This window comes from Nonomuraea sp. NPDC050556, from assembly GCF_044457355.1.
Lineage (GTDB): Bacteria > Actinomycetota > Actinomycetes > Streptosporangiales > Streptosporangiaceae > Nonomuraea.
Map to the genome: position 1 here is coordinate 1491029 of NZ_JBITGU010000002.1, position 24947 is coordinate 1515975.

Sequence of the window (24947 nt, forward strand, 5' to 3'; positions counted from 1 at the left end):
TATCTCCCCCTCAGACTTCTTCCACGCTGCTCGGCTCACGCCGGGACAGATCGATTCCGAGCTCCTCGGCGGCCCTGAAGACGTCCTCGTCAGTGTCGCGCATCTCGATGGACATGCCGTCGCTGGAGAGCACCTCGACGTTCAGGCACAGCGACTGCATTTCCTTGATGAGGACCTTGAAGGACTCAGGGATACCGGGCTCGGGGATGTTCTCGCCCTTGACGATGGCCTCGTAGACCTTCACGCGGCCGAGCACGTCGTCGGACTTGATCGTCAGAAGCTCCTGCAGGGCGTAGGCGGCACCGTACGCTTCGAGCGCCCACACCTCCATCTCGCCGAACCGCTGGCCGCCGAACTGGGCCTTACCGCCCAGGGGCTGCTGCGTGATCATCGAGTAAGGACCGGTCGACCGCGCGTGGATCTTGTCGTCGACCAGGTGCAAAAGCTTGAGGATGTAGATGTAACCGACCGAGATGGGGTAGGGGAACGGCTCACCGGAACGGCCGTCGAACAGCCGCGCCTTGCCGGACTCCTGCACCATGCGGTCGCCGTCGCGGTTCTGCAGGGTGTTGCCCAGCAGGCCCACGATCTCGTTCTCGTGCGCGCCGTCGAAGACCGGGGTGGCCAGGTTGGTGCGCGGCTCGATCGTGCCGAAGCCCTTGTCGCGCAACCTCTCCGCCCACTCCTCCTGGACGCCGGTGATGTCCCAGCCACGGGCGGCGATCCACCCGAGGTGGGTCTCCAGCACCTGGCCGACGTTCATTCGGCCGGGCACGCCCAGCGGGTTGAGGACGATGTCGACCGGCGTGCCGTCCTCGAGGAACGGCATGTCCTCGACCGGGAGGATCTTGGAGATGACGCCCTTGTTGCCGTGACGGCCGGCGAGCTTGTCACCATCGGTGATCTTACGCTTCTGGGCCACGTAGACGCGGACCAGCTCGTTGACACCGGGGGGAAGCTCGTCGCCCTCTTCGCGGCTGAAGACGCGGACGCCGATGACCTTGCCGGACTCGCCGTGCGGCACCTTCAGCGAGGTGTCGCGGACCTCACGGGCCTTCTCTCCGAAGATCGCGCGCAGCAGCCGCTCCTCGGGGGTCAGCTCGGTCTCGCCCTTGGGCGTGACCTTGCCGACGAGGATGTCGCCGGGTACGACCTCGGCGCCGATGCGGATGATGCCCCGCTCGTCGAGGTCGGCGAGGACCTCTTCCGAGACGTTGGGGATGTCGCGGGTGATCTCCTCTGGGCCCAGCTTGGTGTCGCGGGCGTCGACCTCGTGCTCCTCGATGTGGATCGAGGAGAGGACGTCGTCCTGCACCAGACGCTGGGAGAGGATGATCGCGTCTTCGTAGTTGTGGCCCTCCCACGGCATGAACGCCACGAGGAGGTTCTTGCCCAGGGCCATCTCGCCCTGGTCGGTGCACGGGCCGTCGGCGATGACCTGGTTGACCTCGACGCGGTCGCCCTCGGCCACGATCGGCTTCTGGTTGAAGCTCGTGCCCTGGTTGGAGCGCTTGAACTTGGCCACCCGGTAGGTGGTGCGGGTGCCGTCGTCGTTCATGACGGTGACGTAGTCGGCGGAGACCTCCTCGACCACACCCGCCTTCTCGGCGCTGATGACGTCGCCGGCGTCGGTCGCGGCACGGTATTCCATGCCCGTTCCGACCAGCGGCGCCTCGCTCTTCAGCAGCGGCACGGACTGCCTCTGCATGTTGGAGCCCATGAGCGCGCGGTTGGCGTCGTCGTGCTCGAGGAAGGGGATCATCGCGGTGGCGACCGACACCATCTGGCGCGGCGACACGTCGATGTAGTCGACCTCCTCCGCGCGAGCGAGTTCGGTCTCACCACCCTTGGTGCGCACGAGGACCCGGGACTCGGCGAAGGTGCCGTCCGGGTTGAGGATCGTGTTGGCCTGCGCCTTGACGAACCGGTCTTCCTCGTCGGCCGTCAGGTAGTCGACCTGCTCGGTCACCCGGCCGTCGACGACCTTGCGGTAGGGCGTCTCGACGAAGCCGAAGGCGTTGATCCGGCCGTAGGAGGCCAGCGAGCCGATCAGACCGATGTTCGGGCCTTCAGGGGTCTCGATCGGGCACATGCGTCCGTAGTGGGACGGGTGCACGTCTCGAACCTCGAAGCCGGCCCGCTCACGGGACAGACCACCGGGGCCCAGCGCGGACAGGCGACGCTTGTGCGTCAGGCCGGCGAGCGGGTTGGTCTGGTCCATGAACTGCGACAGCTGCGAGGTGCCGAAGAACTCCTTGATCGACGCCACGACCGGGCGGATGTTGATCAGGGTCTGCGGCGTGATCGCCTCGACGTCCTGCGTGGTCATCCGCTCGCGGACGACGCGCTCCATGCGGGCCAGGCCCAGGCGGACCTGGTTCTGGATGAGCTCGCCCACGCTGCGCAGACGGCGGTTGCCGAAGTGGTCGATGTCGTCGGTCTCGACGATGACCTCACGGTCGTTGGCGCCCGGCATCGACTCCTCGCCCGCGTGGAGGCGGACGATGTACTCGATGGTGGAGACGATGTCGTCTTCCGTCAGGGTGCCCTGCGTGATGTCGCTGTCGAGCCCGAGCTTCTTGTTGATCTTGTAGCGGCCGACCTTGGCGAGGTCGTAGCGCTTGGGGTTGAAGTACAGGTTCTCCAGCAGCGTCTGCGCGGACTCCTTGGTCGGCGGCTCGCCCGGGCGCAGCTTGCGGTAGATGTCGAGCAGGGCGTCGTCCTGGCCGGCCGTGTGGTCCTTCTCCAGGGTGGCGCGCATCGACTCGTACTGGCCGAACCGCTCGAGGATCTGTTCGTTGGTCCATCCCAGTGCCTTGAGAAGCACGGTGACGGCCTGCTTGCGCTTGCGGTCGATGCGCACACCGACGCTGTCGCGCTTGTCGATCTCGAACTCGAGCCAGGCTCCGCGCGAGGGGATGACGCGGCAGCCGTACAGGTCCTTGTCGGAGGTCTTGTCGACGCTGCGGTCGAAGTAGACGCCAGGGGACCGCACCAGCTGCGAGACAACCACTCGCTCGGTGCCGTTGATGATGAAGGTGCCCTTCGGCGTCATGAGCGGGAAGTCGCCCATGAACACCGTCTGGCTCTTGATCTCACCGGTGGTGTTATTGATGAACTCCGCCGTCACGAACATCGGGGCGGAGAAGGTCATGTCCTTGTCTTTGCACTCATCTACTGAGTACTTGGGCGGCTCGAAGCGGTGGTCGCGGAACGACAAGGACATGGTTCCGGAGAAGTCCTCGATGGGACTGATCTCCTCGAAGATCTCTTCGAGACCCGACTGGGTCGGGACGTCCTTGCGACCGGCCTGCTGAGCCGCCTCTACCCGGCCCTTCCACTTCTCGTTCCCCAGCAACCAGTCGAACGACTCGGTTTGCAGGGCGAGAAGGTCGGGAACTTCGAGGGGTTCCTGGATACGCGAAAACGAAACGCGACGTGGACCGGCGGGTACGGCGGAGGCGTTGCGCGAGGCTGCCAACAGATGTCCTTCCGAGGGCTCGCGGCGGACTGACTACACGCACGCCAGACAACCTCACACCGTGAGCAAAGGATGCGGGTCGTCAAAGGGCAGCGCAAAGGGGCAGTGTAGCCGAACGGCACACGCCTGTCCACTCCACTCTCGCTGCATGCTCCACGTTGGCTGCAGCATCGCCCGTCAGCGCGCAAACGTCAAGCCCGTGAGCCGGACTTTTCGCCGACTCAAGGCCCGGACGCTGGGATTTCTCCCTTACGTGATCGGGCGCCTACCGCCAGGCCCAAGACGATACCCGCGATCGTGGGCGGCTAACGCTCCGTCACGCCGGGGGACGAACCCAGGCCGACAGCCGGTGTAGCTGTGACTGAGTTACCCGCCGCGAAGGCCTCGCCAAACCTGAATTTTGATAACAATTGAAGGACGCGGCGCGCCCGGCACTCAGGCCTTGCCGATCAGCGTGGACAGGTCGGCCACCAGCCACTGCCCGTCCTTCTTGATCATGACGAATCTTGCCCGGCTCTGGCTGATCTGCTGCTGCGGTTCTGACTTGCCGGGGATCTCCTTGACCGTGCCCATATTCACGAAGAGGAGAACCTCGACCCGGTCTGTGGCGGCCCGCTCGACCGCGGCGCCCGCGACGGCCGCCTGCTGGACCATGTGCTGGGCCTTGGCCTTGGTCACCAAGGTCGCCGAAAGGTCCTTGTAGTGCCGGGTGAGCTCGCCCGTGGTGTGCTCACCGGCGCGCGCCAGATCCTGCTCGATGGTCCGGTAGTTGTACGACAGCAGGTCGGGTGCGACGGCCTTGGCCGCCGCCATGGCCTCCACGCCGGCCGCCTGGCTGTCGCGCAGGGACCTGAGGTTGAGGAACATCACCGTGGTGGCCGCGACCAGGCCGACGGCGACGGCGAGCAGGGTGATCAGTACGGCCCTCACACCACCTGCACCGCCTTGGACACCAGCCACGTCCCGCCGACCTTGCTGAGGTCCATGGACCACCGGTAGAAGCGCTTCTGGGCCGGGGTGTTCGCGCCGTCCCACCGGATGTCCACGTCGGCCACCACCAGCACCTTGGCCGTGCCGTTCGCCAGCGAGACCAGCCCGGCAGAGCGCAGCACGCCGTTCTGGACGACCTTGTTGGCCAGGGTGGTGTCCTTGAGCTTGACGGCGTTGGCCGCGTACTCGGCGCGCGCCGGGCCCGTCGAGGTGGCCAGGATGCGGGCGACGTCGGCGTCGACGCTCTTGTAGTTGAGCGAGAGCAGGTCGACGGCGTGCGTGCCGGCCGCGTCGAGCGCCGCCTGCCGGTCGTCGGCCAGGGCCTGCTCGTCACGAAGCTGGACGAACGTCCACGCGGCGACCGCGGCCAGCGCCACCACCAGGGGGATCAGGATCCAAGTGGCCCGAGCAGCAATGCCTGCCACGTCGCCTCCCCCCTCACCTGGTCGATCGCCGGATCATAACCTGCCAGCCAGGGGTCGAGCCCCGCAATCGTGGGCGTTGCCAGCGGAAGGGGCGCGTTGCGCGAACCGCGCACATCGGTGGCGCTGTCCTTGGGTTCCTTGCAGTAACTGCCGAGCCTGGCGGGCTTCACGGTGGTGTCCTGGGGGTAGCGTCGGCGGGTGTCGTAGCCGCGCCTGCAGACGCGCGGCACGTTGAGGTTGAGGTCGAGCCCGAAGTGCAGGCCCCTGTCGTCGATCACGGTGAACGCGCCCGCGACCCCGGCCGGGTAGCCGATGAGGAGCTGGCGCAGCGCGGGCACCCTGGCCGACAGCGTCTGCCCGCCGACGACCAGGTTGGTCAGCAGCGGGCGCAGGTTGGGCGCCACGCCGTCCACGAGCCGCTCGGTGGCCAGCGCGGCGGGTCTGACGCCGTCGACCGTCCTGACCAGGTCTGGGCGTCCCTGGCGCAGCGAGGCGGTGAAGGAGGCCAGGTCCCTGGCGAAGGCCCGCACGCCGGAGGTGCGCTGGGTGTCGAGCACCGTCTCGCCGTTCCGCAGGAGCGACACCGTCTCCGGCAGCACGTCGTCGGCGGCGCCGACCAGCTCGTCCGTGGCGTCGAGCAGCCTGTTCAGGTGCGGGCCCGAGCCGCGCAGGGCGTGGTCGAGCTCGTCCACCACCGTCTCGACGTCCTTCGGATCGAGCGAGGCCAGCAGCCGGTCGGCGTCGCCGAGCAGCTGGGCGGTGCTGACCGGCAGCCTGGTCTGCCCGCGCGCGATCACGTCGCCCTCTCTCAGGTACGGCTGGGCCGTGTCTGAAGGGCGGAGGTCGAGGTATTGCTCCCCCACGCCCGAGCGGTTGGCCACGACGGCCGTGAGGCCCGCTGAGGGGACCTGGGTGCCGTTCTGGAGCCGCAGGACCGCTCTGGCGCCTTCCGGGGCCACGGAGAGGCGCTCGACGCGGCCGATCTGGACCCCGAGGTAGGTGACCTCGGCGTGCTCGAAGAGGCCGCTCGCGTCGGCCAGGTCGACGCTGACCCGGTACGGCTGCTCGAACAGGTCGGCCCCGATCCGCGCGTAGCGAACGAGCGTGTAGGTGGTCGCGAGCAGCGTCACGAGGGCGAAGACCGCCAGCTTGAGCTTCACGGCACCAGGTCCAGGGTCACGTCGGCGTTGCCGTAGTCGCCCTTGAGCAGCCCGGTGACGGACCCGGGGAAGGGGAAGGTCAGCGCGGTCGGCAGCCCCTTGGCGATGCTCCGCTTGGCCTTGTCGAGATTGGCCAGGAGGGTGCGCAGGCGCCGGAGGTTGGCCAGGGTGTCGCCTTGGCTGCGGTTGATGACCCTTGTGGTGGTACGGCCGAGCCGGTCGAGGCTCACCAGCATCCGGGTCAGATCCTGTCTCTGGCGCCTTAGTTGTGTTACCGCTGGGCCTATCTCTGTGGCGACTCTGGCGAGGGTACGGCGCTGCCCGGCGAGGGTGCCGGTGAGCCGGTCGAGGTTGTCGATGAGGCGCACGATCTCGCCCTTCGACCCGTCCAGCCCGCCCGCGAACGTGTCGAGCCGGCGCAGCAGTCCTTTGAGACGGTTCGTCCGCCCGTCGAGGACGGCGCCCAGCTCGCTGTTGATCGTCGCCAGCTGGTCCAGCCCACCGCCGTTGACCAGCGTGGACGCGGCGGCCAGCACCTGCTCCACCTCCGCCGTCCGCGTGGTCCTGGCCAGCGGGATCCGGTCGCCGAGCCGCCCCTGCCCGGAAGGGTCGAACCGGACGAACTTCTCCCCCAGCAGGCTCGTCTGCGCGATGGCCGCGCCGGTGTCGCCCGGCAGCTCGACGTCGCCGCGCACCGTGCACACCACCTCCGCCCGGCTCGCCGCGTTCAGCTCGATCGAGGTGACCTTGCCGACCGTCACGTCGTTGACCTTGCACAGTGACTGCGGCACCAGGTCGAGCGCGTCGGCGAACTCGATCACCACGTCGCGCGGCCGGTCGCCGAGGTCCGCGCCGCCCGGCAGCGGCAGCGACTGCACCCCCTGGAAACCACAGCCTGGTACGGCCAGCAGTAACGCGGCCGCGAGCACCCTTCTCACCGCGACAGCCCTCCGAGCGTCAGGTCGGGCGGCTGCACGGAAGCGGGCAGCGGCACCAGGTTCTGGATGATGGAGTCGAACCAGCGGCCGTTGCCGATCGCGTCGGTGAACTGCCTGGCGAACGGGGCGAGCAACTGCAGCGAGCGGTCGAGGCTCCGCTCGTTGCGGCGCAGGACGCCGACGAAGCCCCTGATCTCGCGCAGCGCCGGTTCGAGCTTCGTCCTGTTGTCCGCGATCAGACCGTCGACCTGCTGCGACAGCAGGACGGTGCGGACCAGCAGGCTGTGGATGACGGCGCGCCTGGCGATGATCTCCTTGAGGAGCAGGTCGCCGTCCTTGACGAGGTCGCGCAGTTGCTCGTTCCTGCCGCGGATGAGGCCGGTGACCCGTTCCGCGTGCCGTACGAGGTCGTGGGGCTTGTCGTCGCGGGACGCGACGGTCCGCGAGAGGCGGCCCAGTCCGCTCAGCGACGACCTGATCTCGTCGGAGGAGCCGTCGAGGGTCTGCGTGATCGTCTTCATGGCGGCTTTGAGCGCCTCCGGGTCGATCTCGGCCGCGCTCTGCGAAAGGTCCCCGATGGCCGGCACGATCTCGTACGGCACGCTGGTGCGCTCGCGCGGGATCTGCGCCCTCAGGACGCCAGACCCATGGGGCTCCAGCATGACCGCGTGCGCGCCGAGCAGCGTCCGGACGCGGATGTGCGCCCGGGTCAGCTCGCCGAGCCGCAGGTCGTCGTCGAGGAGCATGTCCACGCGCACGTGGTCGCCCTCCAGGTCGACGCGGGACACCTCGCCGACCTTCACCCCGGCGACCATGACCTCCTCGTGCTCGCGCAGCCCGGCGGACTCGGCGAACGCGGCCGAGTAGGTGGTGCCCGTCGAGATCCCGCCGACCGTGAACGCGGCCACGACCAGGGCCAGCGCGCTCGCGATGCCGCCGACGGCCAGCGGGACGGGGTTCCTGTGCCTGAAGGGGGTCAGTGGCATCGGGCGCTCTCGTTGACGATCTTCGGGCCGGTTTCGACCTGCAGCGAGCACAGGTAGAAGTTGAACCACGAGCCGTAGGAGACGGCCCTGGTGAGCTGGTTGAGCCTCAGCGGCACGTCCTTGATCGCTTCGTCGATGCCCGCGCGCTCGGCGTTGAGCCCGGCGAAGAAGCTCTCGGCGTAGGCGAGGTCGGCCTTGACGTCGGGGCGCGCCTCCGTCAGGAAGCCCCCGGTCACGCCGGCGAGCTCGTCCAGCGAGGTCAGCGCGTCGCCGATGGCCTTCCTGTCGCCGGACAGGCCGCCGACGAGGTCGTGCAGGTCGTCGATGAGCCTGCCGTACTCCCTGTCGCGCCCGGCGATCTCGCCCAGGACGGCGGTGAGGTTGTCGACGACCCCGCCGATCACGGCGTCGCGGTCGGCCAGCGTGCCGGTGAGCGCGGCGATGTGGCCGAGCAGGCTCTCGACCGTGCCGCCCTCGCCCTGGAGGACCTGGACGATCTGCCAGCTCAGCTTGTTGACGTCGGCCGGCTTGATCGCCTTCAGCAGCGGGCGGAAGCCGTTGAAGAGCGCGGTGACGTCCAGGGCGGGCCTGGTCGTGGTGATGGGCTCGTCCGGCCGGAGCGTGCCCGGCTCTCCTGGCCCGGTGGCGAGGGTGAGGTAGCGGTCGCCGAGCAGGTTGCGCCAGCGGATCGAGGCGATCACGCTCTTCGGCAGGTGGGTGCGCTCGCGCACGGTGAACGCCACCTCGGCGCGCTCGCCGTTCAGCGTGACGTCCTCGACCCTGCCGACGCGCACCCCGGCGATGCGCACGTCGTCACCGGCGGCCAGGCCGGTCGCGTCGGAGAAGAGGGCGCGGTAGACGGTCGTGGCGGTGAACTCGGCGCCGGAGATCGTCACCGCGAGCACGGCCACGCACAGGCTGGTGACGAGGGCGAAGAGGGCCAGCTTGACCGCCGCCTTGGCCGTGGTCATTTCAGCATCAGCCTGGCCAGGTCGTTCGTGCCGTCGTCGAACCTGATCTGCGGGAACGGCACGGGCGGGTGGTCGGGCAGGCCGTAACAGCGCGGGCCTCTCGCGTCCTTGTACTCCGGGTTGTCGACGCCCGGCTTGTACGGCGGCTGCGGCTTGACGAGCTCGATCACCGTCTTCAACCGGCCGCCGCCGAAGGCCTTGTCGAGGCGGGGCTGGAGGCGTTCGAGGCCCTGGAAGACGCAGGCGATGCTGGGCGAGTAGCGGGCGGCGACGTCGAGCGCCGGACCTGCCACATGTTGGAGTCCCACAATGCCCGTCTCGTTCTCCCTGAGCAGTTCTTCCGTCTTGTCCGCGGCTCTGGGGACGTCTCTGGTGATGCGGTCGATCTCCTGCTGGCGGCTGGTGATCGTGGTCGCGAGGTCTGCCGAGTTGGCGAGGGTACGCAGCAGGTCAGGGGCGGCGTCGCCGTACACGTCCGCGACGTCGGCCAGCTTGGAGATGTCGCGCTTTATGGTCGGAAGGTACGGCTCCAGCCGGGCCAGATAGGCGTCCGCCCTGTCCAGGGTCGTGCCGAGCCGTTCGCCCTTGCCGTCCAGCGCGGTCGCCAGGGCGTTGAGCGAGGCGTTCAGCTTCTCCGGCTGGACGCTGCGCAGGAGCGGCAGCAGCCGGTCGAGCACCCCGGTCAGCTCGACTGTCCCTTTCTCCGCGGTGATCGTGTCGCCGCTCCTGAGGCGGGCGGTGGGGTGCTCCGGCGGGACCAGGTCGACGAACTTCTCGCCGAACAACGTCTTCGGCAGCAGCCTCGCTTTCACGCCCCGGTCGACCGGCTGGCCCGGGTCGAGCGCCAGGACGATCTCCGCTCCCCCGGCCGTCGCGCGCACCGACTCGACCTCGCCGACGATCACCCCGTGCACCTTCACGTCGGCGCGCGGCCCCAGTTGCAACCCCGCGCTCGGTACGGCGAGCCGTACCCGGTCCGCGCTGGTGAAGACCTTGTTGTAGGCGCCGACCGTCACGGCGACGAACGCCGTCATGATCACGACCAGGGCGATGCCGTACCTCATCCGGCCAGCCTCACCGTGGTCGTGGTGCCCCAGATGGCCAGCCCGAGCAGGACGTTCGCGATGTTGACCGTCACCAGCACCGCCCGCACGGCCCGCCCCACCGCCACACCGACCCCGGCAGGGCCGCCCGACGCGTGGAAGCCGTAATAGCAGTGGATGAGGATCACCAGCACCGAGAAGACCATGACCTTCCCGAACGACCACAACACGTCGTAGGGCACGAGGAACAGGTCGAAGTAGTGCCGGTAGGTGCCGGCCGACTGGCCGAAGAAGACGGTGGTGATCAGCTCGGTGGCGATGTAGGACGCCAGCAGCCCCAGCACATACAGCGGGACGACAGCCGCGAACCCGGCGATCAGCCGCGTCGTCACCAGGAACGGCACCGACCGGATCGCCATCACCTCCAGCGCGTCGATCTCGTCGCTGATCCGCATCGCGCCGAGCTGCGCGGTGAACCCCGAGCCGACGGTCGCCGACAGCCCGATCGCAGCCACGATCGGGGCGATCTCGCGGGTGTTGACGTAGCTGGACAGGAAGCCGGTGAACGCCGACGTGCCGATCTGGTCGAGCGCGGTGTAGCCCTGCAGGCCGACCTCGGTGCCGGTGAAGAACGTCATGAACGCGACGATCGCCATCGTGCCGCCCACGACCGCCAGCCCGCCGGTGCCGAGGCTGACCTCGGCGAGCAGCCTCGCGATCTCCTTGGGATAGCGCACCGCTCCGGGGATCGCCCTGATCGCCCGCGCGTAGAACTCGCCCTGGCTGTTCAGCGACATCACTGCACGACCTGGTTGTAGACGGTGCTGATGAGGAAGTTCTCGGCGAACAGCACCATGGCCGAGAAGACCACGGTCTGGTTGACCGCCTCCCCCACGCCCTTCGGCCCGCCGCCCGCGCCGAGGCCCTTGAAGGAGGCGATCAGCCCCGCCGTACAGCCGAAGACCGCTGCCTTGATCTCGGCCACCCACAGGTCGGACGGCTGCGCCAGCGCGTTGAACGACTGCAGGTACGAGCCTGGCGAGCCGCCCTGGGCGACCACGTTGAACAGGTAGCTGGCGATCAGCCCGACGACGGTGACCAGGCCGTTGAGGAAGGGCGCGACGAACGCGCACGCGGCCACCCTGGGCACGACCAGCCGGTGCAGCGGGTCGATGCCGAGCACCTCCAGGGCGTCGATCTCCTCCCTGATCTTGCGGGCGCCCAGGTCGGCGCAGATCGCACTGCCCGCCGCGCCCGCGATCATCAGGGCGGTCACGACGGGGCTGGCCTCACGGACGATCCCGAGTACGGCTGTCGCTCCGGTGAACGACTGCGCGCCGAACTGGCGGATGAGGTTGCCCGCCTGGAGGGCCAGGACGGCGCCGAACGGGATGGCGACGAGGGCCGTGGGCAGCGCGCTGACGCTGACGATGAACCAGGCCTGCTGGACGAACTCCCGCCAGTGGAAGGGCCTCCTGGGTGCGGCTCTCATCGTGTCGAGGGACATGGCAACGAAGCGCCCCGTTTCCTCGATCACGATATGTCCTTACACGACTGCGGAGAGTAGTCACTTGAGGCATGCGTTAGGAAATATCCGACTTTCATGTGACTACCTGACGCCGTTGAGGTGGGCGTTGATCAGGCGGGGGTACTCCTCCAGCCAGTTACGGCCACGCTCGTCCACGAACGAACCCGCCGGCGGGATCACCCCGTTGGCCGCCAGCCACTCGCCCGGGGGGCGCTGGCTGCGCCTGATCCTGTTGCCGCCCGGCATCAGCTGGGGCGGGATCGGCGGCAGCATGCCGGGGTCGTGGCCCTGCTGCGCCTCGGCCTCCAGCTCGGAGACGTCCTTCTCCTCCGACATGCCGATCGGGCCGTGCTTGCGCGCGTTGAGGAACTGGCGGACGACGGGCTCGTCGCTCGACAGCAACATCTCGCGTGGGCCGAACATGACCAGCTCTCTCCTGAAGAGCAACCCGATGTCGTCGGGCACCGTACGGGCCGTGTTGATGTCGTGGGTGACGATCAGGAAGGTGGCCTCGAACTCGGTGTTGAGGTCGATGAAGAGCTGGTTGAGGTAGGCGGTGCGCACCGGGTCGAGGCCGGAGTCCGGCTCGTCGACGAGGATGATCTCGGGGTCGAGCACCAGGGCTCTGGCCAGGCCGGCGCGCTTGCGCATGCCTCCGGAGATCTCGCCGGGCAGCTTGCCCTCGGCGCCGAGGAGCCCGACGAGCTCCATCTTCTCCATGACGATCTGGCGGACCTGGGACTCGGACTTCTTGGTGTGCTCTCTGAGCGGGAAGGCGATGTTGTCGAACAGCGTGAGCGAGCCGAACAGCGCGCCGTCCTGGAAGAGGACCCCGAAGAGGCGGCGGAGCTCGTAGAGCTTGTTCTCGCTGCAGTTGGCGAGATCGTAGCCGTCGATCCAGATGTGCCCCCTGTCGGGCCTCAGGAGCCCGACGAGGGTCTTGAGGAAGACCGACTTGCCGGTGCCCGAGGGGCCGAGCAGCACGGAGATCTCGCCCGCCGGGAGGGTGAGGGAGACGTTCTCCCAGATGACCTGCCTGCCGAATGACTTGGTCAATCCATCGACGACAACCTCGACGCCCACAAGTCACCTTCCATAAGCAGGGGGTAACGTGACCGGCACTTTACCCGCAAGTGCCGGCACAGTTGTGACCATCCCGCGAATTGGACTCCATTCCAATAGCCCCAGCCAATTGTTACCCGCCAGTTACCCACCCCTCTCGGGGTGGGGGAAGTAGAGGGGCCGGACCGCAGGGACGCTTCACCTGTGTTCCGGGCATAAGAAAACCCGGCCCACAAGGGGCCGGGTGGTCACCGGCCTGGCGGTCGCGTGTACGCGCCGACAGATGGAGAGAGCTGGCACTGACCCAGGTCACCTGGGGTTAGCTGATACCACCAGTGCCGCCCCACCCCGTCTGCTGCCTGACCACGCAGGGCATCCGCAAGGTAGTCGCCGCTCGGATTCACCAGGCCCACTGCCGGACCCCTTCGATAGGGAAGCGCAGGTCGCTGTCCTTGGAGACGGCCCGCTCGGTCGCGTACAGCGAGCGGTGCGTACTTCACGCGAGACACGTAGTAGCCGAACTCAACGTGCTTCCGCTGGCGCGAAGGCATTGATGTAGACGCTTAGATGCGGGCGGAGCAGTAGCCGACCCGTTCCACATGCGCCTGCTGCCAGTCGATTCTTCTGACGACGAGACTCGTGGCCAGCTTGCGGATATCAAGCCATCGCCATCCTGGCGTCCCACGGCCACACAGACCTCTTGCACCGTAGTAGAGGGCATAGCCGTCCACGTAGATCCCGACCCGCATGCGGGCGATCGGGCTCCGGCGTCACTCATGAGTGAGCGCCGATACCACCTCTGATGCGCACGCTTCCCTTCGGCACAGTCGGCACCACGTGCGGGCGGGAACTGCCTGAGGTCGTCAGCCACAGCAGGACCGAGGGCGGGTGGGTGGGCGGGCGGTGGGCGGGGGGTGGCGGGGCGGTGGAGGTGGAAGGTGACGTCCCGGAATACAGAAAAGAGCGGCTCACCCGGCACCTGGGTGAAGCCGCTCTTCTCGTGAAAAGCTGTGAAACTACTTGACCGAGACGGTGGCGCCGGCGCCCTCGAGGGCGGCCTTGGCCTTCTCAGCCTGCTCCTTGTTGACCTTGCCGTCGAAGACCGGCTTCGGAGCGCCGTCGACCAGGTCCTTGGCCTCCTTCAGGCCGAGGGAGGTCAGCGCGCGGATCTCCTTGATGACCTGGATCTTCTTGTCACCAGCGGCCTCGAGGATGACGTCGAACTCGTCCTGCTCCGCAGCCTCTTCGACCGGGGCGGCACCGGCGGGGCCGGCAGCGGCGACGGCGACCGGGGCGGCGGCCTTGACGTCGAAGGTCTCCTCGAAGAGCTTCACGAACTCGGAGAGCTCGAGAAGGGTCATCTCCTTGAACGACTCGAGCAGCTCGTCGGTGCTGAGCTTCGCCATGATTGTTTCCTCCGTATGGATCTAACTAAAAAGTGGGTGCAATCCCCGGTCTTACTCGCCCGACTCTTCGCGCTTGGCGCGCAGAGCCTCGGCCAGCTGAGCCATGTTGGTGGGCAGCGCGTTGAACATGGCGGCAGCAGCGGACTGCTTCGCCTTCATCGCACCGGCCAGCTTCGCGAGGAGGACCTCGCGGGACTCGAGGTCAGCGAGCTTGGTGATCTCAGCGGCATCGAGGGTCTTGCCCTCCATGAAGCCGCCCTTGATCACCAGGAGGGGATTGGCCTTGGCGAAGTCACGCAGACCCTTGGCAGCCTCGACCACGTCGCCCGTAACGAAGGCGACGGCCGTCGGGCCGACCAGCAGGCTGTCCAGACCCGTCACGCCGGCCTCAGTGGCGGCGATCTTGGTCAGGGTGTTCTTCGCCACGGCGAACTTCGCGTTGCCACCGAGCGCAATACGCAGCTGCTTGAGCTGTGCGACGGTGAGACCGCGGTATTCGGTCAGAACGGCTGCAGCGCTGCCTTCGAACTCGCTCTTGAGCTCGGCAACTGCTGTCGCCTTATCCGCCCTCGCCATGGGCCTCCTTCCAGGTGTGCCGCCGGCGAAGGTCCGGAGAAATGCAAACAGCCCCGAGCGCAGGCGCATCGGGGCTCACACACACGGCAGAACCATGCGGGGGAACTCACATCACACCTACGCGGGCCGTCCACATGACGTGGATCCTTCGGTAACCAGGCCTTGAGGCACCTGGAAACGACCGGCGGTCTTTGGCAGAAGTAAGAGTACGTGCTGGTTGTCAAGAAACCAAATCGGCGCGCACCCGAGAGTGCGCGCCGACGAGGACGGCGGCTACTGACCGTTCTTGGGGAACTCGCCCACCTGGTCGGCGGGCGGGACCTCGACGTTGACCGGCTCGTTGAAGCCCTTGAAGAACAGCGTCGCGTTGAGCGTCGCGCCCTCCTTGGAACCGTTCAGCGTGAGCTTGCGCGGCAGGTTGTCGGCCGCGACCCAGATGTCGAACTTGACGTCCTTGAGCTCAGCCAGGTTCGCCTTGGCCTGTTCCTGCTGGTCGGACGGCAGCGTGGCCACCGCCAGCTCCACCGGGAAGGTGCCGCTGTAGTGGGTGGTGTCGTCGCCGTTGACGCTCTCGGTGCCGACAGACTTCACGTCCTTGGACGCGGTGACCATCTTGGTGACGCTGGCGAGGTCGAACTGCCTCACCTGGTCGAGAGACTTCTGTACCTCACCCGCGGCGCCCACCTCGTTCAGCGGGAACTTCAGCCACGGCTTGGTGGCGCCCACGAGCTGCTTGAGCGCTTCCACCTTCACGTAGACGGTGTCGCCCTGGAGGATGGCCTTCACGCCGCCGGGCAGGTTCTGCCCGCCGAAGTCGACGGTGTCGAGGGTGACGTCGATGGCGAGCTCGGGCTGGCTCTGGTAGCGCATCTTGCCCTGGACCTTGCCGGCGCCCCGCTGCGGGTCGGTGACGTCGACGTTGGCGTCAACGGTGTAGCTGGTGACCGCGGCCGTCTTCTGCGCGGCCTGCTGGAGGACCTCCGCAGCGGCCAGGTTCATCTGGAGGGGCTGGGCAGAGGTGCCACAACCGGCGACCGCGAGCATGGCTACGAGCCCGGTGGCGGCTGCGGCGAGAGTTATCCGGCGCTTCAGCATGCTTTCGACCCTACGTGTCAGATTCACGATCTGCCGACTTCCCGCCACGATCCCCGGGAAACCCCAGGGACATCCCCTAGTCCTTACGGTCATTTCTGGGTACGGCGGAGCCGTGGAAAGCCCACTCGCCGACGTGCGTGACCGACCTTCCAGGGACACGGCCGGCGACCTCACACCTTCCCACCGCAACACCGCCCCACCCACCCCGAGCACGGAAAGACCCACCCTCCCCGCGAGCACGACGCGGGGCAGCAGAGGGGCGAGGGCCCCGGCAGGGGGCGAGGGCCCGGAACAGGAGCCAGGACGCAGAGGGCTGGACCGGGAGCGGGAGGCTGGCGGACGGCGGACGGCGGACGGCGGGCCGCAGACGGCGGACGGCGGGCCGCGGACGGGCGGACGGGCGGACGGGCGGACGGGCGGCGGGCGGCGGGCGGCGGGCGGGCCCATGGGGGTTGCAGGGGGCGGGAAGGGCTCGGCGTGGTTGCGTTGCGGCGGCCGGCCATGTCCGCTCGGTGAGCGTCACCCTCCCGACGGGCCCAGCCACGTGCGGCGGGTGGCGCGTCCCCTGGCCCCGCCGTACCCCCCAAAAAAGCAGAAACGCCCCCATCCAAAAAGGACGGGGGCGTTGCCGGGGAAACTACGCGTCGAGCTCTGCGGTGAGAGCGCGCGTCAGGTTGGGGTCGACGGGGACGCCGGGGCCCATGGTGGTGGAGAAGGTGACCTTCTTCAGGTACCGGCCCTTGGCGGCCGACGGCTTGAGACGCAGCACCTCGTCCAGCGCGGCGGCGTAGTTCTCGATGAGCTGGCGCTCGTCGAACGTCGTCTTGCCGATGATGAAGTGCAGGTTGGCCTGCCGGTCCGTACGGAACTCGATCTTGCCGCCCTTGATCTCCGTCACGGCCTTCGCGACGTCGGGCGTCACGGTGCCGGTCTTCGGGTTGGGCATGAGGCCACGGGGACCGAGCACGCGGCCCAGCCGGCCGACCTTGCCCATCAGGTCAGGGGTGGCGACAACGGCGTCGAACTCGTTCAGGCGGTTGCCCTTGGAGATCTCGTCGATGAGCTCGTCGGCGCCGACGATGTCAGCGCCTGCCTCGCGGGCCGCCTCGGCACGGTCACCGGTCGCGAAGACCAGGACCCGGGCGGTCTTACCGGTGCCGTGCGGGAGGTTGACCGTGCCGCGCACGATCTGGTCGGCCTTGCGAGGGTCGACACCCAGCCGCAGCGCCACCTCAACGGTGGCGTCGAACTTGGTGGTGGAGGTCGTCTTGGCCAGCTTGGCCGCCTCGACCGGCGTGTAGAGCTTGTCGCGGTCGATCTTCGCCGCGGCGTCCTTGTGCGCCTTGCTGCGCTTCACTTCTGTCTCCTCGAATGGAGTCTGTGGTGCGGGCCAGCGCGTGGCCCTTCCACGGTTGATCAGGAAAGGTCTTACTCGGCGACGGTGATGCCCATCGACCGGGCGGTGCCGGCGATGATCTTCTCAGCGGCCTCGATGTCGTTGGCGTTGAGGTCGGGCATCTTCTGCTCGGCGATGGCGCGGAGCTGGTCCTTGCTCAGCTTGCCGACCTTGTCCTTGTGCGGGACCGCAGAGCCCTTGTCGATGCCGAGCGCCTTCAGGATGAGCTTGGGCGCGGGCGGCGTCTTGGTGACGAAGGTGAAGCTACGGTCTTCGAAGATGGTGATCTCGACGGGGATGATGTTGCCCCGCTGAGCCTCCGTCGCAGCGTTGTACTGCTTGACGAAGTCCATGATGTTGACGCCGTGCGGACCGAGGGCGGTACCGACGGGCGGGGCCGGGGTGGCCTGGCCAGCGGGAAGCTGAACCTTGACCAGCGCGGCAATTTTCTTCTTCGGAGGCATTTGTCCTACTCCGGGTCCGGATAGATGATTCTGTCCGACGGATAAAGCCGGACATGTCGGATGGCCGTCCTTCGCGAGGAACGGCCACCGAACGACTCAGTGTATGTCAGATCTTGGAGACCTGGTTAAACGACAGCTCAACCGGGGTCTCGCGACCGAAGATCGACACGAGCACCTTGAGCTTCTGCGACTCGGGGCTGATCTCGCTGACCGACGCGGGCAGGGTCGCGAACGGCCCGTCCATGACCGTGACGGACTCGCCGATCTCGAACTCGACCGTGGGACCGGAAGACGACTTGGCGGTGGCCTTCTTGGCCTCCTCCGTCGGCTCCGGCGCGAGCAGCTTGGCCACCTCGTCGAGGCTCAGCGGCGACGGCTTGTTGGACAGGCCCACGAAGCCGGTGACGCCGGGCGTGTTACGCACGGCGGCCCAGGACTCGTCGGTCAGGTCCATGCGCACCAGGACATAGCCGGGCAGCACGCGCTCCTTGACCGGGACCTTCTTGCCGCTCTTGAACTCCTGGACGGTGTGCGTGGGCACCTCGACCTGGAAGATGAAGTCCTCCATGTTGAGCGACACGTTGCGGCTCTCGATGTTGGACTTCACCCGGTTCTCGTAGCCGGCGTAGGAGTGGATGACGTACCACTCGCCCAGCTGACCGCGCAGCGAAGCCTTGAACTCCTCGACGGGATCGACGTCGGGCAGGATGTCACCGTCTTCGTCGACCTCGGCGACAGGGGCCTCTTCAGAAGCCTCCTCGGAGACTTCTTCGTCGGCCTCCTCGAGGGACTCCTCGTCAGCCTCTTCCGGCTCGGCGTCCCACTCGTCGCGGGGCTCGTCTGCCGGCAATGAAGACTCGGACACGGTGACTTTTCCTCTTTCGTCGGAAGTTCGTCGAATCGAATGGGCGACTCCGTCAGGCAGGTCAGCCGAAGATTCGCAGGACGCCCTCACCGAAGAGGGTGTCGAGCCCGTACACGATCGCCACCATGATCACAACGAATACCAGAACGACCGTTGTATAGGTGATGAGATCCTTGCGTGTCGGCCAAATGACCTTACGCAGCTCATTGACGACCTGCCGGTAGAAAAGGGCGGGAGAAGTCCTGCTCTTCTTCTCGCCGCTAGGCTTGCCTGCGGTCTCGCCGCGCGTGTCGATCGCCACAGTCCTCACCTGCATCTGTCGTATCCAACGCAATCTGCGGCGCGCTAACACGCCCTACCTGCGCGGACCGCACTCGCAGGGCACGAGGGACTCGAACCCCCAACCGCCGGTTTTGGAGACCGGTGCGCTACCAATTGCGCTAGTGCCCTATGTCGTCAACCAGACTACCCCGGATGACTCACTGCCCGGACCGATCCGCGCATCGACATGCTGCGTCTCGACCAGGCGAAAGTGTACGGGGGAATGACCGCTACGTCGAACCAGTACCTGATCGCCCTGGTCACAGGCGTTGTGGAACCATGGAGGCATGCCCCGTATCTCCGCACGAATCTCCGCGATCTCTGAGTCAGCGACCCTCGCCGTGGACGCCAAGGCCAAGGCCATGAAGGCCGAAGGCCGCCCGGTCATCGGTTTCGGCGCGGGCGAGCCAGACTTCCCGACGCCCGGCTACATCGTCGAGGCGGCGGTCGAGGCGGCGCGCACCCCTCGTTTCCACAAGTACACCCCGGCCGGCGGCCTTCCCGAGCTCAGGCAAGCGATCGCCGACAAGACGCTGCGCGATTCGGGCGTGCGCGTCGAGGCCGCCCAGGTGCTGGTCACCAACGGCGGCAAGCAGGCGGTCTACGAGGCGTTCGCGACCCTGCTCGACCCGGGCGACGAGGTTCTCGTGGTCGCCCCCTACTGGACGACCTACCCCGAGGCGATCAAGCTCGCCGGCGGCGTGCAGGTCGACGTCGTGACCGACGAGACCACCGGCTACCTCGCGAGCGTCGAGCAGCTGGAGGCCGCGCGCACCGAGCGCACCAAGGTCCTGCTGTTCGTCTCGCCGTCCAACCCGACCGGCGCGGTCTACACGCGCGCCGAGGTCGAGGCCATCGGCGCGTGGGCGACCGAGCACAGCCTGTGGGTCGTCACCGACGAGATCTACGAGCATCTCGTGTACGGCGAGGCCGAGTTCACCAGCATCGCCCACTACGTCCCGGCCGAGCACGTGGTCATCCTGAACGGCGTGGCCAAGACCTACGCGATGACCGGCTGGCGGGTGGGCTGGCTGATCGGCCCCAAGGACGTGGTGAAGGCGGCGACGAACCTGCAGTCGCACGCCACCTCCAACGTCTCCAACGTCGCCCAGATCGCCGCGCTCGCCGCCGTGCAGGGCGACCTGGAGGCGGTGGCCGAGATGCGCAAGGCGTTCGACCGGCGGCGCCAGACGATGGTTCGCCTGCTGAACGAGATCCCGGGCGTGTTGTGCCCCGAGCCGCTGGGCGCGTTCTACGTGTATCCGTCGGTGAAGGCGCTGCTGGGCAAGGAGATCCGCGGCAGGCGGCCGCAGACGTCGGCCGAGCTGGCCGAGCTGGTGCTGGAGGAGGCCGAGGTGGCGGTGGTCCCGGGCGAGGCGTTCGGCACGCCCGGATATTTCCGCCTTTCCTACGCGCTGGGGGATGACGACCTCGCCGAGGGCGTCGGCCGCCTGGCCAAGCTCCTCGCCGAGGCCCGCTAGCGCCACGGCGGTTCGGTCCTGGCCACGATCTGTCCGAGCTCGCCGGGCAGATCGTGGCCGACGCACACCTGCAGGCTGGTGCCTATGTGCGCTTCAGCCGGTCGTCGAAGGGTTGACCACCTTGATGTTCTCGACGAGCTGCGGCAGTTCCTTGGCCGGTGCGCCGACGAAGACCGCGGTGCCGGGGCGGTCGAGCCACATCAGGTAGTGCAATGACTTGCTGGTCCATCGCAGCGCCGGCCGTCCGTTGTGCATGTCGAGATGCGCGGTACGGACCAGCGTGGCGAAGTGCTCGGCTGACGTCACCCCGCAGACCACGCCGATCTGCGCGCCGTCCCAGGCCAGACCCCGGACGCGGACCTTGTCCGGCTTGTTGAGGAGCTTCAGGCCGGCGAACCTGCGCGGCGCCCCGGCTGGCGGCGAGCTGATCGTGACGCTGTCCTTGCCGCAGAACAGGGCGGGTGCCGAGGCGGCCGGTGTGGGAGGCGCTTCCTTGGCGGCGCCGCCGCATCCGGCCACGACGAGCACGACGAACAACCACCACAAACGCCGCATAGCCACCCGGTCAGTCTCCTACAGGTGACCTCACGGATGCGGCGACCGGCAGGAGTTCCTTGCGCAACGATTCGCTGACCCTGATCCATGCGCCCGTTCCGACCCGTTCCAGCCACACGATGGCCAGCCCGCCTGAGGGGTCCCTGCCGACCGTCGCCGGCTTGCCCCGGACGGTGGTGTTCCTGGCGTCGAGCAGCGTGACGTGCTGCCGGTAGGTGTCCCAGCCCGCCGCGATCGCTCCGTGCTCGACCTTCGCCTCGACGAACCCCTCGGCGGAGGAGAACCTGGCCCACCCCGCCCCGCCACCGCTCCTGGCCAGTCCGGTCGGCAGGTAGGTGAGCCAGAAGTTGTCCGCGACCACCGCGATCGTCGGGGTGAAGGCCGCGGACACGGGTGGTGGCAGGGGCGCGATGGTGACCCGGGTCGTGGCCACGCGGCCGAAGCCCGAGGAGAAGATCTGGTAGATCAGGAAGGCGGACACGACGAGCGCGGTGAAGGCCAGCCCGGCCCGCCAGACCTGACCGTCAGGGGTCATACATCCTTACGTGCCCTGATCACTTGACGGTCGAAACGCCCTTCGCGATGCGCTTCAGCTCGGCGACGGCCGCTTCCTTGCCGAGCTTGGCCTCCAGGGTGGGGCTCATCATGATCTGCACGAGCAAGCCGTCGCGCGGCGACCTCTCGATGGTCGCCGTCCCGCCCTCCCCCTCGGCCAGGGGTTGGCTGGCCTCGCCCAGCCAGGCCAGGAACATCCGCTCGCCGTCCACCTCGACGGCGTGCTCGTCGTCGTCGGCCAGGCGCTTGAGCACGGGAGCCGCCGCCTCGCCCTCGTAGACGACCACCTGGATGGAGAAGTAGCCGGGCTTGGCGTCCGGCTCGTCGAAGGTGGTGGTGTAGCTGGTCTTGCCGAAGCCGTCCTTGCCCGACCATTTGCCCCAGACCAGCCCGTCGGGCAGGTATCCCAGGTGGATGCCGCCGAACGTGCGGCCGTCGCCGAGGTCGCCCAGGTCCTGCGGCAGGGCGGAGGCCACGGTCACGACGACCTTCGTCGCCGGGGCCACCTCGGTCCCGGCAGCGGGCGTCTGCGAGTCGACGGTGCCCTCACCGTCGCTCTCGACAGCCAGGCCGAGCCGCTCCAAAGCCGCTGTGGCCTGCTTGACGTCCATACCTTCCACGTCGGGTACGGTCACCGACACCACGGCGCGGTCGGTCCCCGACGCCACGGGCTCCCCCGACGTCAGCGCGATCGGCACGGTCACCGCCACCGCCGCGGTGACGAGCGCGACGCCCGCCGTACGGAATCTGATCGTGTGCGCGCGGCTGGACCTTCGTACGGCTCTGCCCAGCGTGGGCGGGGCCTGCACGCCCGAGACGTGCTCGGCCATCGCCTCGCGGAGCGCTTCCTCTGCGTTCATCTGATCACTCCTTCGGAAATGTGCTCACGGATCCTGGCGAGCCCCCGCGCCGCCTGACTCTTGACCGTCCCCGCCGAGCAGCCGAGCAGCCGAGCGGTGTCGGCCTCCGACTGGTCCTCCCAGTAGCGCAGGACGAGGACGGCGCGCATCCTGGCCGGGAGCCTGCGCAGCTCCTCGATGAGGGTGTCGCGCAGGTCGAGGTCGGGGCCGTCCGCCGCGGTGTCCGGTGGCCTGGCGAAGGTGATCTCCTGGACCACCCGCCTGCGCCTGGCCCTGCTGATCGCCGCGTTGACGACGACCTTCCGCGCGTACGCCTCGGGGTTGTCGTGCCTGATGCGCGCCCAGTGCCGGTAGACCTTCTCCAGCGCGTGCTGGACGAGGTCCTCCGCGTCGTGCTGGGAGGCGCCGCACACCAGGATGGCCGTACGCAGCAGCGACGTGGCCCGCGCGGCCAGGAACTCGTCGAAGGCCGCCTCGTCTTCTTCGGTCACACCCCTCCAAACGCACCGACCGGCCACGAGGTTGAGTGGCACCATTGGAAAATGTCACGTCCGCTCGCCTCGCTGCCCAAAGCCCACCTGCACCTGCACTTCACCGGCTCGATGCGCCACACGACCCTCATCGAGCTGGCCAGGGCGCAGGGGCTGCACCTTCCCGACGCGCTGGAAGAGGACTGGCCGCCCCAGCTGCGCGCGACGGACGAGCGGGGCTGGTTCCGTTTCCAGCGGTTGTACGACATCGCCAGGTCCGTGCTGCGCCGTCCCGAGGACATCTACCGGCTGGTCAGGGAGGCCGCTGAGGACGAGGCGGCCGAGGGGTCGCGCTGGCTGGAGATCCAGGTGGACCCGTCCGGGTTCGCGCCGCGGTTCGGCGGGCTGACGGCGACGCTTGAACTCATGCTCGACGCGGTCGACCAGGCGTCGAAGGCGACGGGCGTCGGTATGGCCACGGTCGTGGCCGCCAACAGGACCAGGCACCCGCTCGACGCGCGCGTGCTGGCCAGGCTGGCGACGCAGTACGCCGACAGGGGCGTGGTCGGGTTCGGGCTGTCCAACGACGAGCGGCGCGGGGAGGCGCGCGACTTCGAGCACGCCTTCCGCATCGCCCGGCGGGCGGGGCTGTTGTCCGTACCGCATGGGGGTGAGCTGCTCGGGCCACGCAGCGTCGCCCAGTGCGTCGACGACCTGGGCGCCGACCGGGTCGGGCACGGCGTGCGGGCGGCCGAGGACGAGCGGCTGATGCAGCGGCTGGCCGACCGGCAGATCTGCTGCGAGGTGTGCCCGACGTCGAACGTGGGTCTCGGCGTGGCCGAGCGGGCCGCGGACGTGCCGGTGCGCCGGCTGTTCGACGCGGGGGTGCCGATCGCGCTGGGGGCCGACGACCCGCTGCTGTTCGGCGCGCGGCTGCTGCCGCAGTACCAGCTGGCCAGGGAGGTGTACGGCTTCCGCGACGCGGAGCTCGCCGAGCTGGCCAGGCAGTCGGTCAGGTCGTCCGCCGCTCCTGAGTCGACGAAGAAGGAGCTGCTCAGGGGCGTCGACGAGTGGCTAGCGGGCTGAGGCGGCGATCCGCACCGCGGCCCGCATGTCCTTGACGCCTTCGAGCCGCATTCCGGTGCCGCCGTCCTGCCAGAACAGCGTCATCCCTGCCAGGCGCAGGGGAACCGTCCTGCCGTCGCCGGGCAGGTAGGAGAGGCCGTGTTTGGCGGGGATCCACCAGGCCTGCGCTGTGTTGACCGTCGTCTCCTCGGGCCACGGCGGGCCGAGCTCCTTGCGGAAGACGATGCTGAGCATGCCGTCGTACTCGTCGAGCCGGACGCCGCCCGGGTAGAACAGCGACACCACGCGGCCGCCGTCGCTCACCGTGACCTTGGCGGGTTCGCCGAGCTCGGCCGGCACCTTGACGGTGAACTTGGCCTGCTTCCTCGCCTCCGCCAGGCCCGTGCTCCGCTCGCCGGGGATGGGCTGCTGCGTCGCGGGCGGCTTGGTGTGCTCGCCGAAGCTCAGCTCGATCCCGGCATAACGCAGGATCTGCCGTACGGCCGCGCGTCCCTGCGGCGTCGCGGCGGTCAGCGCGATGACGACCACGACGACGGCCGTGACGACCTTCCACTTCTTGAGGCGCTGCCGTACCGGGGTCTCCAGCCTTGCCCGTACGGCTGCCGCCATGTCGTCGGGCGGCGGGGGCACGTCGAGCGCCTCGCCGAGGGCGAGGAGTTCGGCCTCGAGGTCGTCGTCTTCACGCGAGGTCACGGCCCACCTCCTCCCTCAGCCTGGCCAGGCCGCGGTGGGTGCGCGACTTGACGCTGCCGATCGGCCAGTCGAGCACCTGTGCGGTCTCCGCTTCCGACAGTTGTAGGAAGTACCGGCAGATGACGGCCTCGCGTTCCCGATCGGGCAGCTTACGCACCGCTTCGAGCAGTCTCGCCCTGCGGTCCGTGGCGACAGCCGTACCCTCGGGGTCGTCCGGCGCGGTGAGTTCCGCGGTCGCGCCGAGCTTCAGGGCCAGCTCCGACCTGCGCCCCCGCGACCGGGTCAGGTTGTGGGTCTCGTTGGCGACGATGCGCAACAACCACGGGCGGAACGGCGAATCGCGCCGGAAGCTCGACAGATGGCGATAGGCCTTGACGAACGCCTCCTGGACGACGTCCTCAGCCTCGCTGCCCGCGCCGAGCATCGTGGCCGTGCGGTGGGCGAGCGCGGTGTAGCGCGCGACGAGCGCCTCGTAGGCGGTCAGGTCGCCGGACAGGCTTCGGGAGATCGCCTCTTCGTCGTCCATGGGCGTGACAGATT

At 68.2% G+C, this 24947-nt stretch carries 26 protein-coding genes and 1 tRNA gene; 2 read left to right on the forward strand and 25 right to left on the reverse strand.

Annotated elements, in window-relative coordinates; genetic code table 11:
* Window positions 1-10: 10 nt before the first annotated feature.
* From rpoB to ACIBG8_RS25160, 19 genes are all read right to left on the reverse strand, one after another.
* Window positions 11-3481, reverse strand: coding sequence for a DNA-directed RNA polymerase subunit beta (gene rpoB / locus ACIBG8_RS25070; protein ID WP_397345346.1), 3471 nt, complete (start codon window positions 3479-3481; stop codon window positions 11-13).
* A 435-nt stretch (window positions 3482-3916) separates the two neighbouring features.
* The gene (locus tag ACIBG8_RS25075; RefSeq protein ID WP_397345348.1) at window positions 3917-4411 is read right to left on the reverse strand and encodes a hypothetical protein; all 495 of its coding nucleotides are present in this window, start codon (window positions 4409-4411) and stop codon (window positions 3917-3919) included.
* A complete protein-coding gene (locus tag ACIBG8_RS25080; protein WP_397345349.1) occupies window positions 4408-4896 on the reverse strand; it encodes a hypothetical protein in 489 nt (162 codons plus the stop codon). The genes ACIBG8_RS25075 and ACIBG8_RS25080 overlap by 4 nt, the downstream gene beginning before the upstream one ends.
* Window positions 4860-6056, reverse strand: coding sequence for an MCE family protein (locus ACIBG8_RS25085; protein WP_397345350.1), 1197 nt, complete (start codon window positions 6054-6056; stop codon window positions 4860-4862). The genes ACIBG8_RS25080 and ACIBG8_RS25085 overlap by 37 nt, the downstream gene beginning before the upstream one ends.
* Window positions 6053-6994: an MCE family protein gene (locus ACIBG8_RS25090; RefSeq protein WP_397345351.1), complete on the reverse strand. Its 942-nt coding sequence runs from the start codon at window positions 6992-6994 to the stop codon at window positions 6053-6055. Before ACIBG8_RS25090 ends, ACIBG8_RS25085 begins: the two co-directional genes overlap by 4 nt.
* A complete protein-coding gene (locus ACIBG8_RS25095; RefSeq protein WP_397345352.1) occupies window positions 6991-7980 on the reverse strand; it encodes an MCE family protein in 990 nt (329 codons plus the stop codon). The genes ACIBG8_RS25090 and ACIBG8_RS25095 overlap by 4 nt, the downstream gene beginning before the upstream one ends.
* The gene (locus ACIBG8_RS25100) at window positions 7971-8951 is read right to left on the reverse strand and encodes an MCE family protein (RefSeq protein ID WP_397345353.1); all 981 of its coding nucleotides are present in this window, start codon (window positions 8949-8951) and stop codon (window positions 7971-7973) included. The genes ACIBG8_RS25095 and ACIBG8_RS25100 overlap by 10 nt, the downstream gene beginning before the upstream one ends.
* On the reverse strand, window positions 8948-10015 hold the full coding sequence (locus ACIBG8_RS25105) for an MCE family protein (protein ID WP_397345354.1): 1068 nt from the start codon (window positions 10013-10015) through the stop codon (window positions 8948-8950). The genes ACIBG8_RS25100 and ACIBG8_RS25105 overlap by 4 nt, the downstream gene beginning before the upstream one ends.
* Window positions 10012-10791 carry an MlaE family ABC transporter permease gene (locus ACIBG8_RS25110; protein WP_397345355.1) on the reverse strand — a complete coding sequence of 260 codons (780 nt, stop codon included), beginning with the start codon at window positions 10789-10791 and terminating at the stop codon, window positions 10012-10014. The genes ACIBG8_RS25105 and ACIBG8_RS25110 overlap by 4 nt, the downstream gene beginning before the upstream one ends.
* On the reverse strand, window positions 10791-11501 hold the full coding sequence (locus ACIBG8_RS25115) for an MlaE family ABC transporter permease (RefSeq protein WP_397346183.1): 711 nt from the start codon (window positions 11499-11501) through the stop codon (window positions 10791-10793). Before ACIBG8_RS25115 ends, ACIBG8_RS25110 begins: the two co-directional genes overlap by 1 nt.
* A gap of 102 nt (window positions 11502-11603) precedes the next feature.
* Window positions 11604-12605, reverse strand: a complete 1002-nt coding sequence (locus tag ACIBG8_RS25120) for an ABC transporter ATP-binding protein (protein WP_397345356.1) — start codon at window positions 12603-12605, stop codon at window positions 11604-11606.
* Between the two features lie 995 nt (window positions 12606-13600).
* On the reverse strand, window positions 13601-13990 hold the full coding sequence (gene rplL, locus ACIBG8_RS25125; protein ID WP_397345357.1) for a 50S ribosomal protein L7/L12: 390 nt from the start codon (window positions 13988-13990) through the stop codon (window positions 13601-13603).
* Between the two features lie 51 nt (window positions 13991-14041).
* Window positions 14042-14566, reverse strand: a complete 525-nt coding sequence (rplJ, locus tag ACIBG8_RS25130) for a 50S ribosomal protein L10 (protein WP_397345358.1) — start codon at window positions 14564-14566, stop codon at window positions 14042-14044.
* 273 nt (window positions 14567-14839) lie between these two features.
* The gene (locus ACIBG8_RS25135) at window positions 14840-15661 is read right to left on the reverse strand and encodes a DUF1396 domain-containing protein (protein WP_397345359.1); all 822 of its coding nucleotides are present in this window, start codon (window positions 15659-15661) and stop codon (window positions 14840-14842) included.
* Between the two features lie 637 nt (window positions 15662-16298).
* Window positions 16299-17018: a 50S ribosomal protein L1 gene (gene rplA / locus ACIBG8_RS25140; RefSeq protein WP_397345360.1), complete on the reverse strand. Its 720-nt coding sequence runs from the start codon at window positions 17016-17018 to the stop codon at window positions 16299-16301.
* 71 nt (window positions 17019-17089) lie between these two features.
* The gene (gene rplK, locus ACIBG8_RS25145) at window positions 17090-17521 is read right to left on the reverse strand and encodes a 50S ribosomal protein L11 (RefSeq protein ID WP_397345361.1); all 432 of its coding nucleotides are present in this window, start codon (window positions 17519-17521) and stop codon (window positions 17090-17092) included.
* Window positions 17522-17627: 106 nt separating this feature from the next.
* Window positions 17628-18386: a transcription termination/antitermination protein NusG gene (gene nusG / locus ACIBG8_RS25150; protein ID WP_397345362.1), complete on the reverse strand. Its 759-nt coding sequence runs from the start codon at window positions 18384-18386 to the stop codon at window positions 17628-17630.
* Window positions 18387-18447: 61 nt separating this feature from the next.
* Window positions 18448-18687: a preprotein translocase subunit SecE gene (gene secE, locus ACIBG8_RS25155; protein ID WP_397345363.1), complete on the reverse strand. Its 240-nt coding sequence runs from the start codon at window positions 18685-18687 to the stop codon at window positions 18448-18450.
* A gap of 76 nt (window positions 18688-18763) precedes the next feature.
* Window positions 18764-18836, reverse strand: a tRNA-Trp gene (locus tag ACIBG8_RS25160).
* Between the two features lie 158 nt (window positions 18837-18994).
* On the opposite strand from ACIBG8_RS25160, the gene ACIBG8_RS25165 reads away from it, so the two are divergent.
* On the forward strand, window positions 18995-20188 hold the full coding sequence (locus ACIBG8_RS25165) for a pyridoxal phosphate-dependent aminotransferase (RefSeq protein ID WP_397345364.1): 1194 nt from the start codon (window positions 18995-18997) through the stop codon (window positions 20186-20188).
* Window positions 20189-20281: 93 nt separating this feature from the next.
* Here ACIBG8_RS25165 and ACIBG8_RS25170 read toward each other — a convergent pair whose 3' ends face one another.
* The 4 genes from ACIBG8_RS25170 to ACIBG8_RS25185 are packed head-to-tail and all read right to left on the reverse strand — an operon-like array spanning window position 20282 to window position 22649.
* Window positions 20282-20749 carry a hypothetical protein gene (locus ACIBG8_RS25170; RefSeq protein WP_397345365.1) on the reverse strand — a complete coding sequence of 156 codons (468 nt, stop codon included), beginning with the start codon at window positions 20747-20749 and terminating at the stop codon, window positions 20282-20284.
* 4 nt (window positions 20750-20753) lie between these two features.
* Complete coding sequence (locus ACIBG8_RS25175; RefSeq protein WP_397345366.1) at window positions 20754-21278, reverse strand: hypothetical protein; 525 nt, start codon at window positions 21276-21278, stop codon at window positions 20754-20756.
* Between the two features lie 19 nt (window positions 21279-21297).
* Entirely contained in the window at window positions 21298-22158 is an 861-nt protein-coding gene (locus ACIBG8_RS25180; RefSeq protein WP_397345367.1) for a PASTA domain-containing protein, read from the reverse strand.
* Window positions 22155-22649 carry a SigE family RNA polymerase sigma factor gene (locus ACIBG8_RS25185; RefSeq protein WP_397345368.1) on the reverse strand — a complete coding sequence of 165 codons (495 nt, stop codon included), beginning with the start codon at window positions 22647-22649 and terminating at the stop codon, window positions 22155-22157. Before ACIBG8_RS25185 ends, ACIBG8_RS25180 begins: the two co-directional genes overlap by 4 nt.
* A gap of 51 nt (window positions 22650-22700) precedes the next feature.
* Here ACIBG8_RS25185 and ACIBG8_RS25190 point away from each other — a divergent pair, with 51 nt between their 5' ends.
* On the forward strand, window positions 22701-23714 hold the full coding sequence (locus ACIBG8_RS25190; protein ID WP_397345369.1) for an adenosine deaminase: 1014 nt from the start codon (window positions 22701-22703) through the stop codon (window positions 23712-23714).
* Here the strand turns inward: ACIBG8_RS25190 and ACIBG8_RS25195 are convergent.
* Both ACIBG8_RS25195 and ACIBG8_RS25200 read right to left on the reverse strand, forming a co-directional pair.
* Window positions 23703-24407, reverse strand: a complete 705-nt coding sequence (locus tag ACIBG8_RS25195; RefSeq protein ID WP_397345370.1) for a hypothetical protein — start codon at window positions 24405-24407, stop codon at window positions 23703-23705. The genes ACIBG8_RS25190 and ACIBG8_RS25195 overlap by 12 nt on opposite strands.
* The gene (locus ACIBG8_RS25200; RefSeq protein ID WP_397345371.1) at window positions 24394-24933 is read right to left on the reverse strand and encodes an RNA polymerase sigma factor; all 540 of its coding nucleotides are present in this window, start codon (window positions 24931-24933) and stop codon (window positions 24394-24396) included. The genes ACIBG8_RS25195 and ACIBG8_RS25200 overlap by 14 nt, the downstream gene beginning before the upstream one ends.
* Between the last annotated feature and the right edge of the window lie 14 nt (window positions 24934-24947).

What these genes read in the sequence shown, in the direction of transcription:
- rplJ (WP_397345358.1), bottom strand. Translation starts at nt 14,566, where the DNA reads ATGGCGAGGGCGGATAAGGCGACAGCAGTTGCCGAGCTCAAGAGCGAG.
- ACIBG8_RS25105 (WP_397345354.1), bottom strand. Translation starts at nt 10,015, where the DNA reads ATGAGGTACGGCATCGCCCTGGTCGTGATCATGACGGCGTTCGTCGCC.
- rplK (WP_397345361.1), bottom strand. Translation starts at nt 17,521, where the DNA reads ATGCCTCCGAAGAAGAAAATTGCCGCGCTGGTCAAGGTTCAGCTTCCC.
- ACIBG8_RS25115 (WP_397346183.1), bottom strand. Translation starts at nt 11,501, where the DNA reads ATGTCCCTCGACACGATGAGAGCCGCACCCAGGAGGCCCTTCCACTGG.
- ACIBG8_RS25165 (WP_397345364.1), top strand. Translation starts at nt 18,995, where the DNA reads ATGCCCCGTATCTCCGCACGAATCTCCGCGATCTCTGAGTCAGCGACC.
- ACIBG8_RS25175 (WP_397345366.1), bottom strand. Translation starts at nt 21,278, where the DNA reads ATGACCCCTGACGGTCAGGTCTGGCGGGCCGGGCTGGCCTTCACCGCG.
- ACIBG8_RS25200 (WP_397345371.1), bottom strand. Translation starts at nt 24,933, where the DNA reads ATGGACGACGAAGAGGCGATCTCCCGAAGCCTGTCCGGCGACCTGACC.
- ACIBG8_RS25135 (WP_397345359.1), bottom strand. Translation starts at nt 15,661, where the DNA reads ATGCTGAAGCGCCGGATAACTCTCGCCGCAGCCGCCACCGGGCTCGTA.
- rplL (WP_397345357.1), bottom strand. Translation starts at nt 13,990, where the DNA reads ATGGCGAAGCTCAGCACCGACGAGCTGCTCGAGTCGTTCAAGGAGATG.
- ACIBG8_RS25095 (WP_397345352.1), bottom strand. Translation starts at nt 7,980, where the DNA reads ATGCCACTGACCCCCTTCAGGCACAGGAACCCCGTCCCGCTGGCCGTC.
- ACIBG8_RS25180 (WP_397345367.1), bottom strand. Translation starts at nt 22,158, where the DNA reads ATGAACGCAGAGGAAGCGCTCCGCGAGGCGATGGCCGAGCACGTCTCG.
- ACIBG8_RS25100 (WP_397345353.1), bottom strand. Translation starts at nt 8,951, where the DNA reads ATGACCACGGCCAAGGCGGCGGTCAAGCTGGCCCTCTTCGCCCTCGTC.
- ACIBG8_RS25110 (WP_397345355.1), bottom strand. Translation starts at nt 10,791, where the DNA reads ATGTCGCTGAACAGCCAGGGCGAGTTCTACGCGCGGGCGATCAGGGCG.
- ACIBG8_RS25190 (WP_397345369.1), top strand. Translation starts at nt 22,701, where the DNA reads ATGTCACGTCCGCTCGCCTCGCTGCCCAAAGCCCACCTGCACCTGCAC.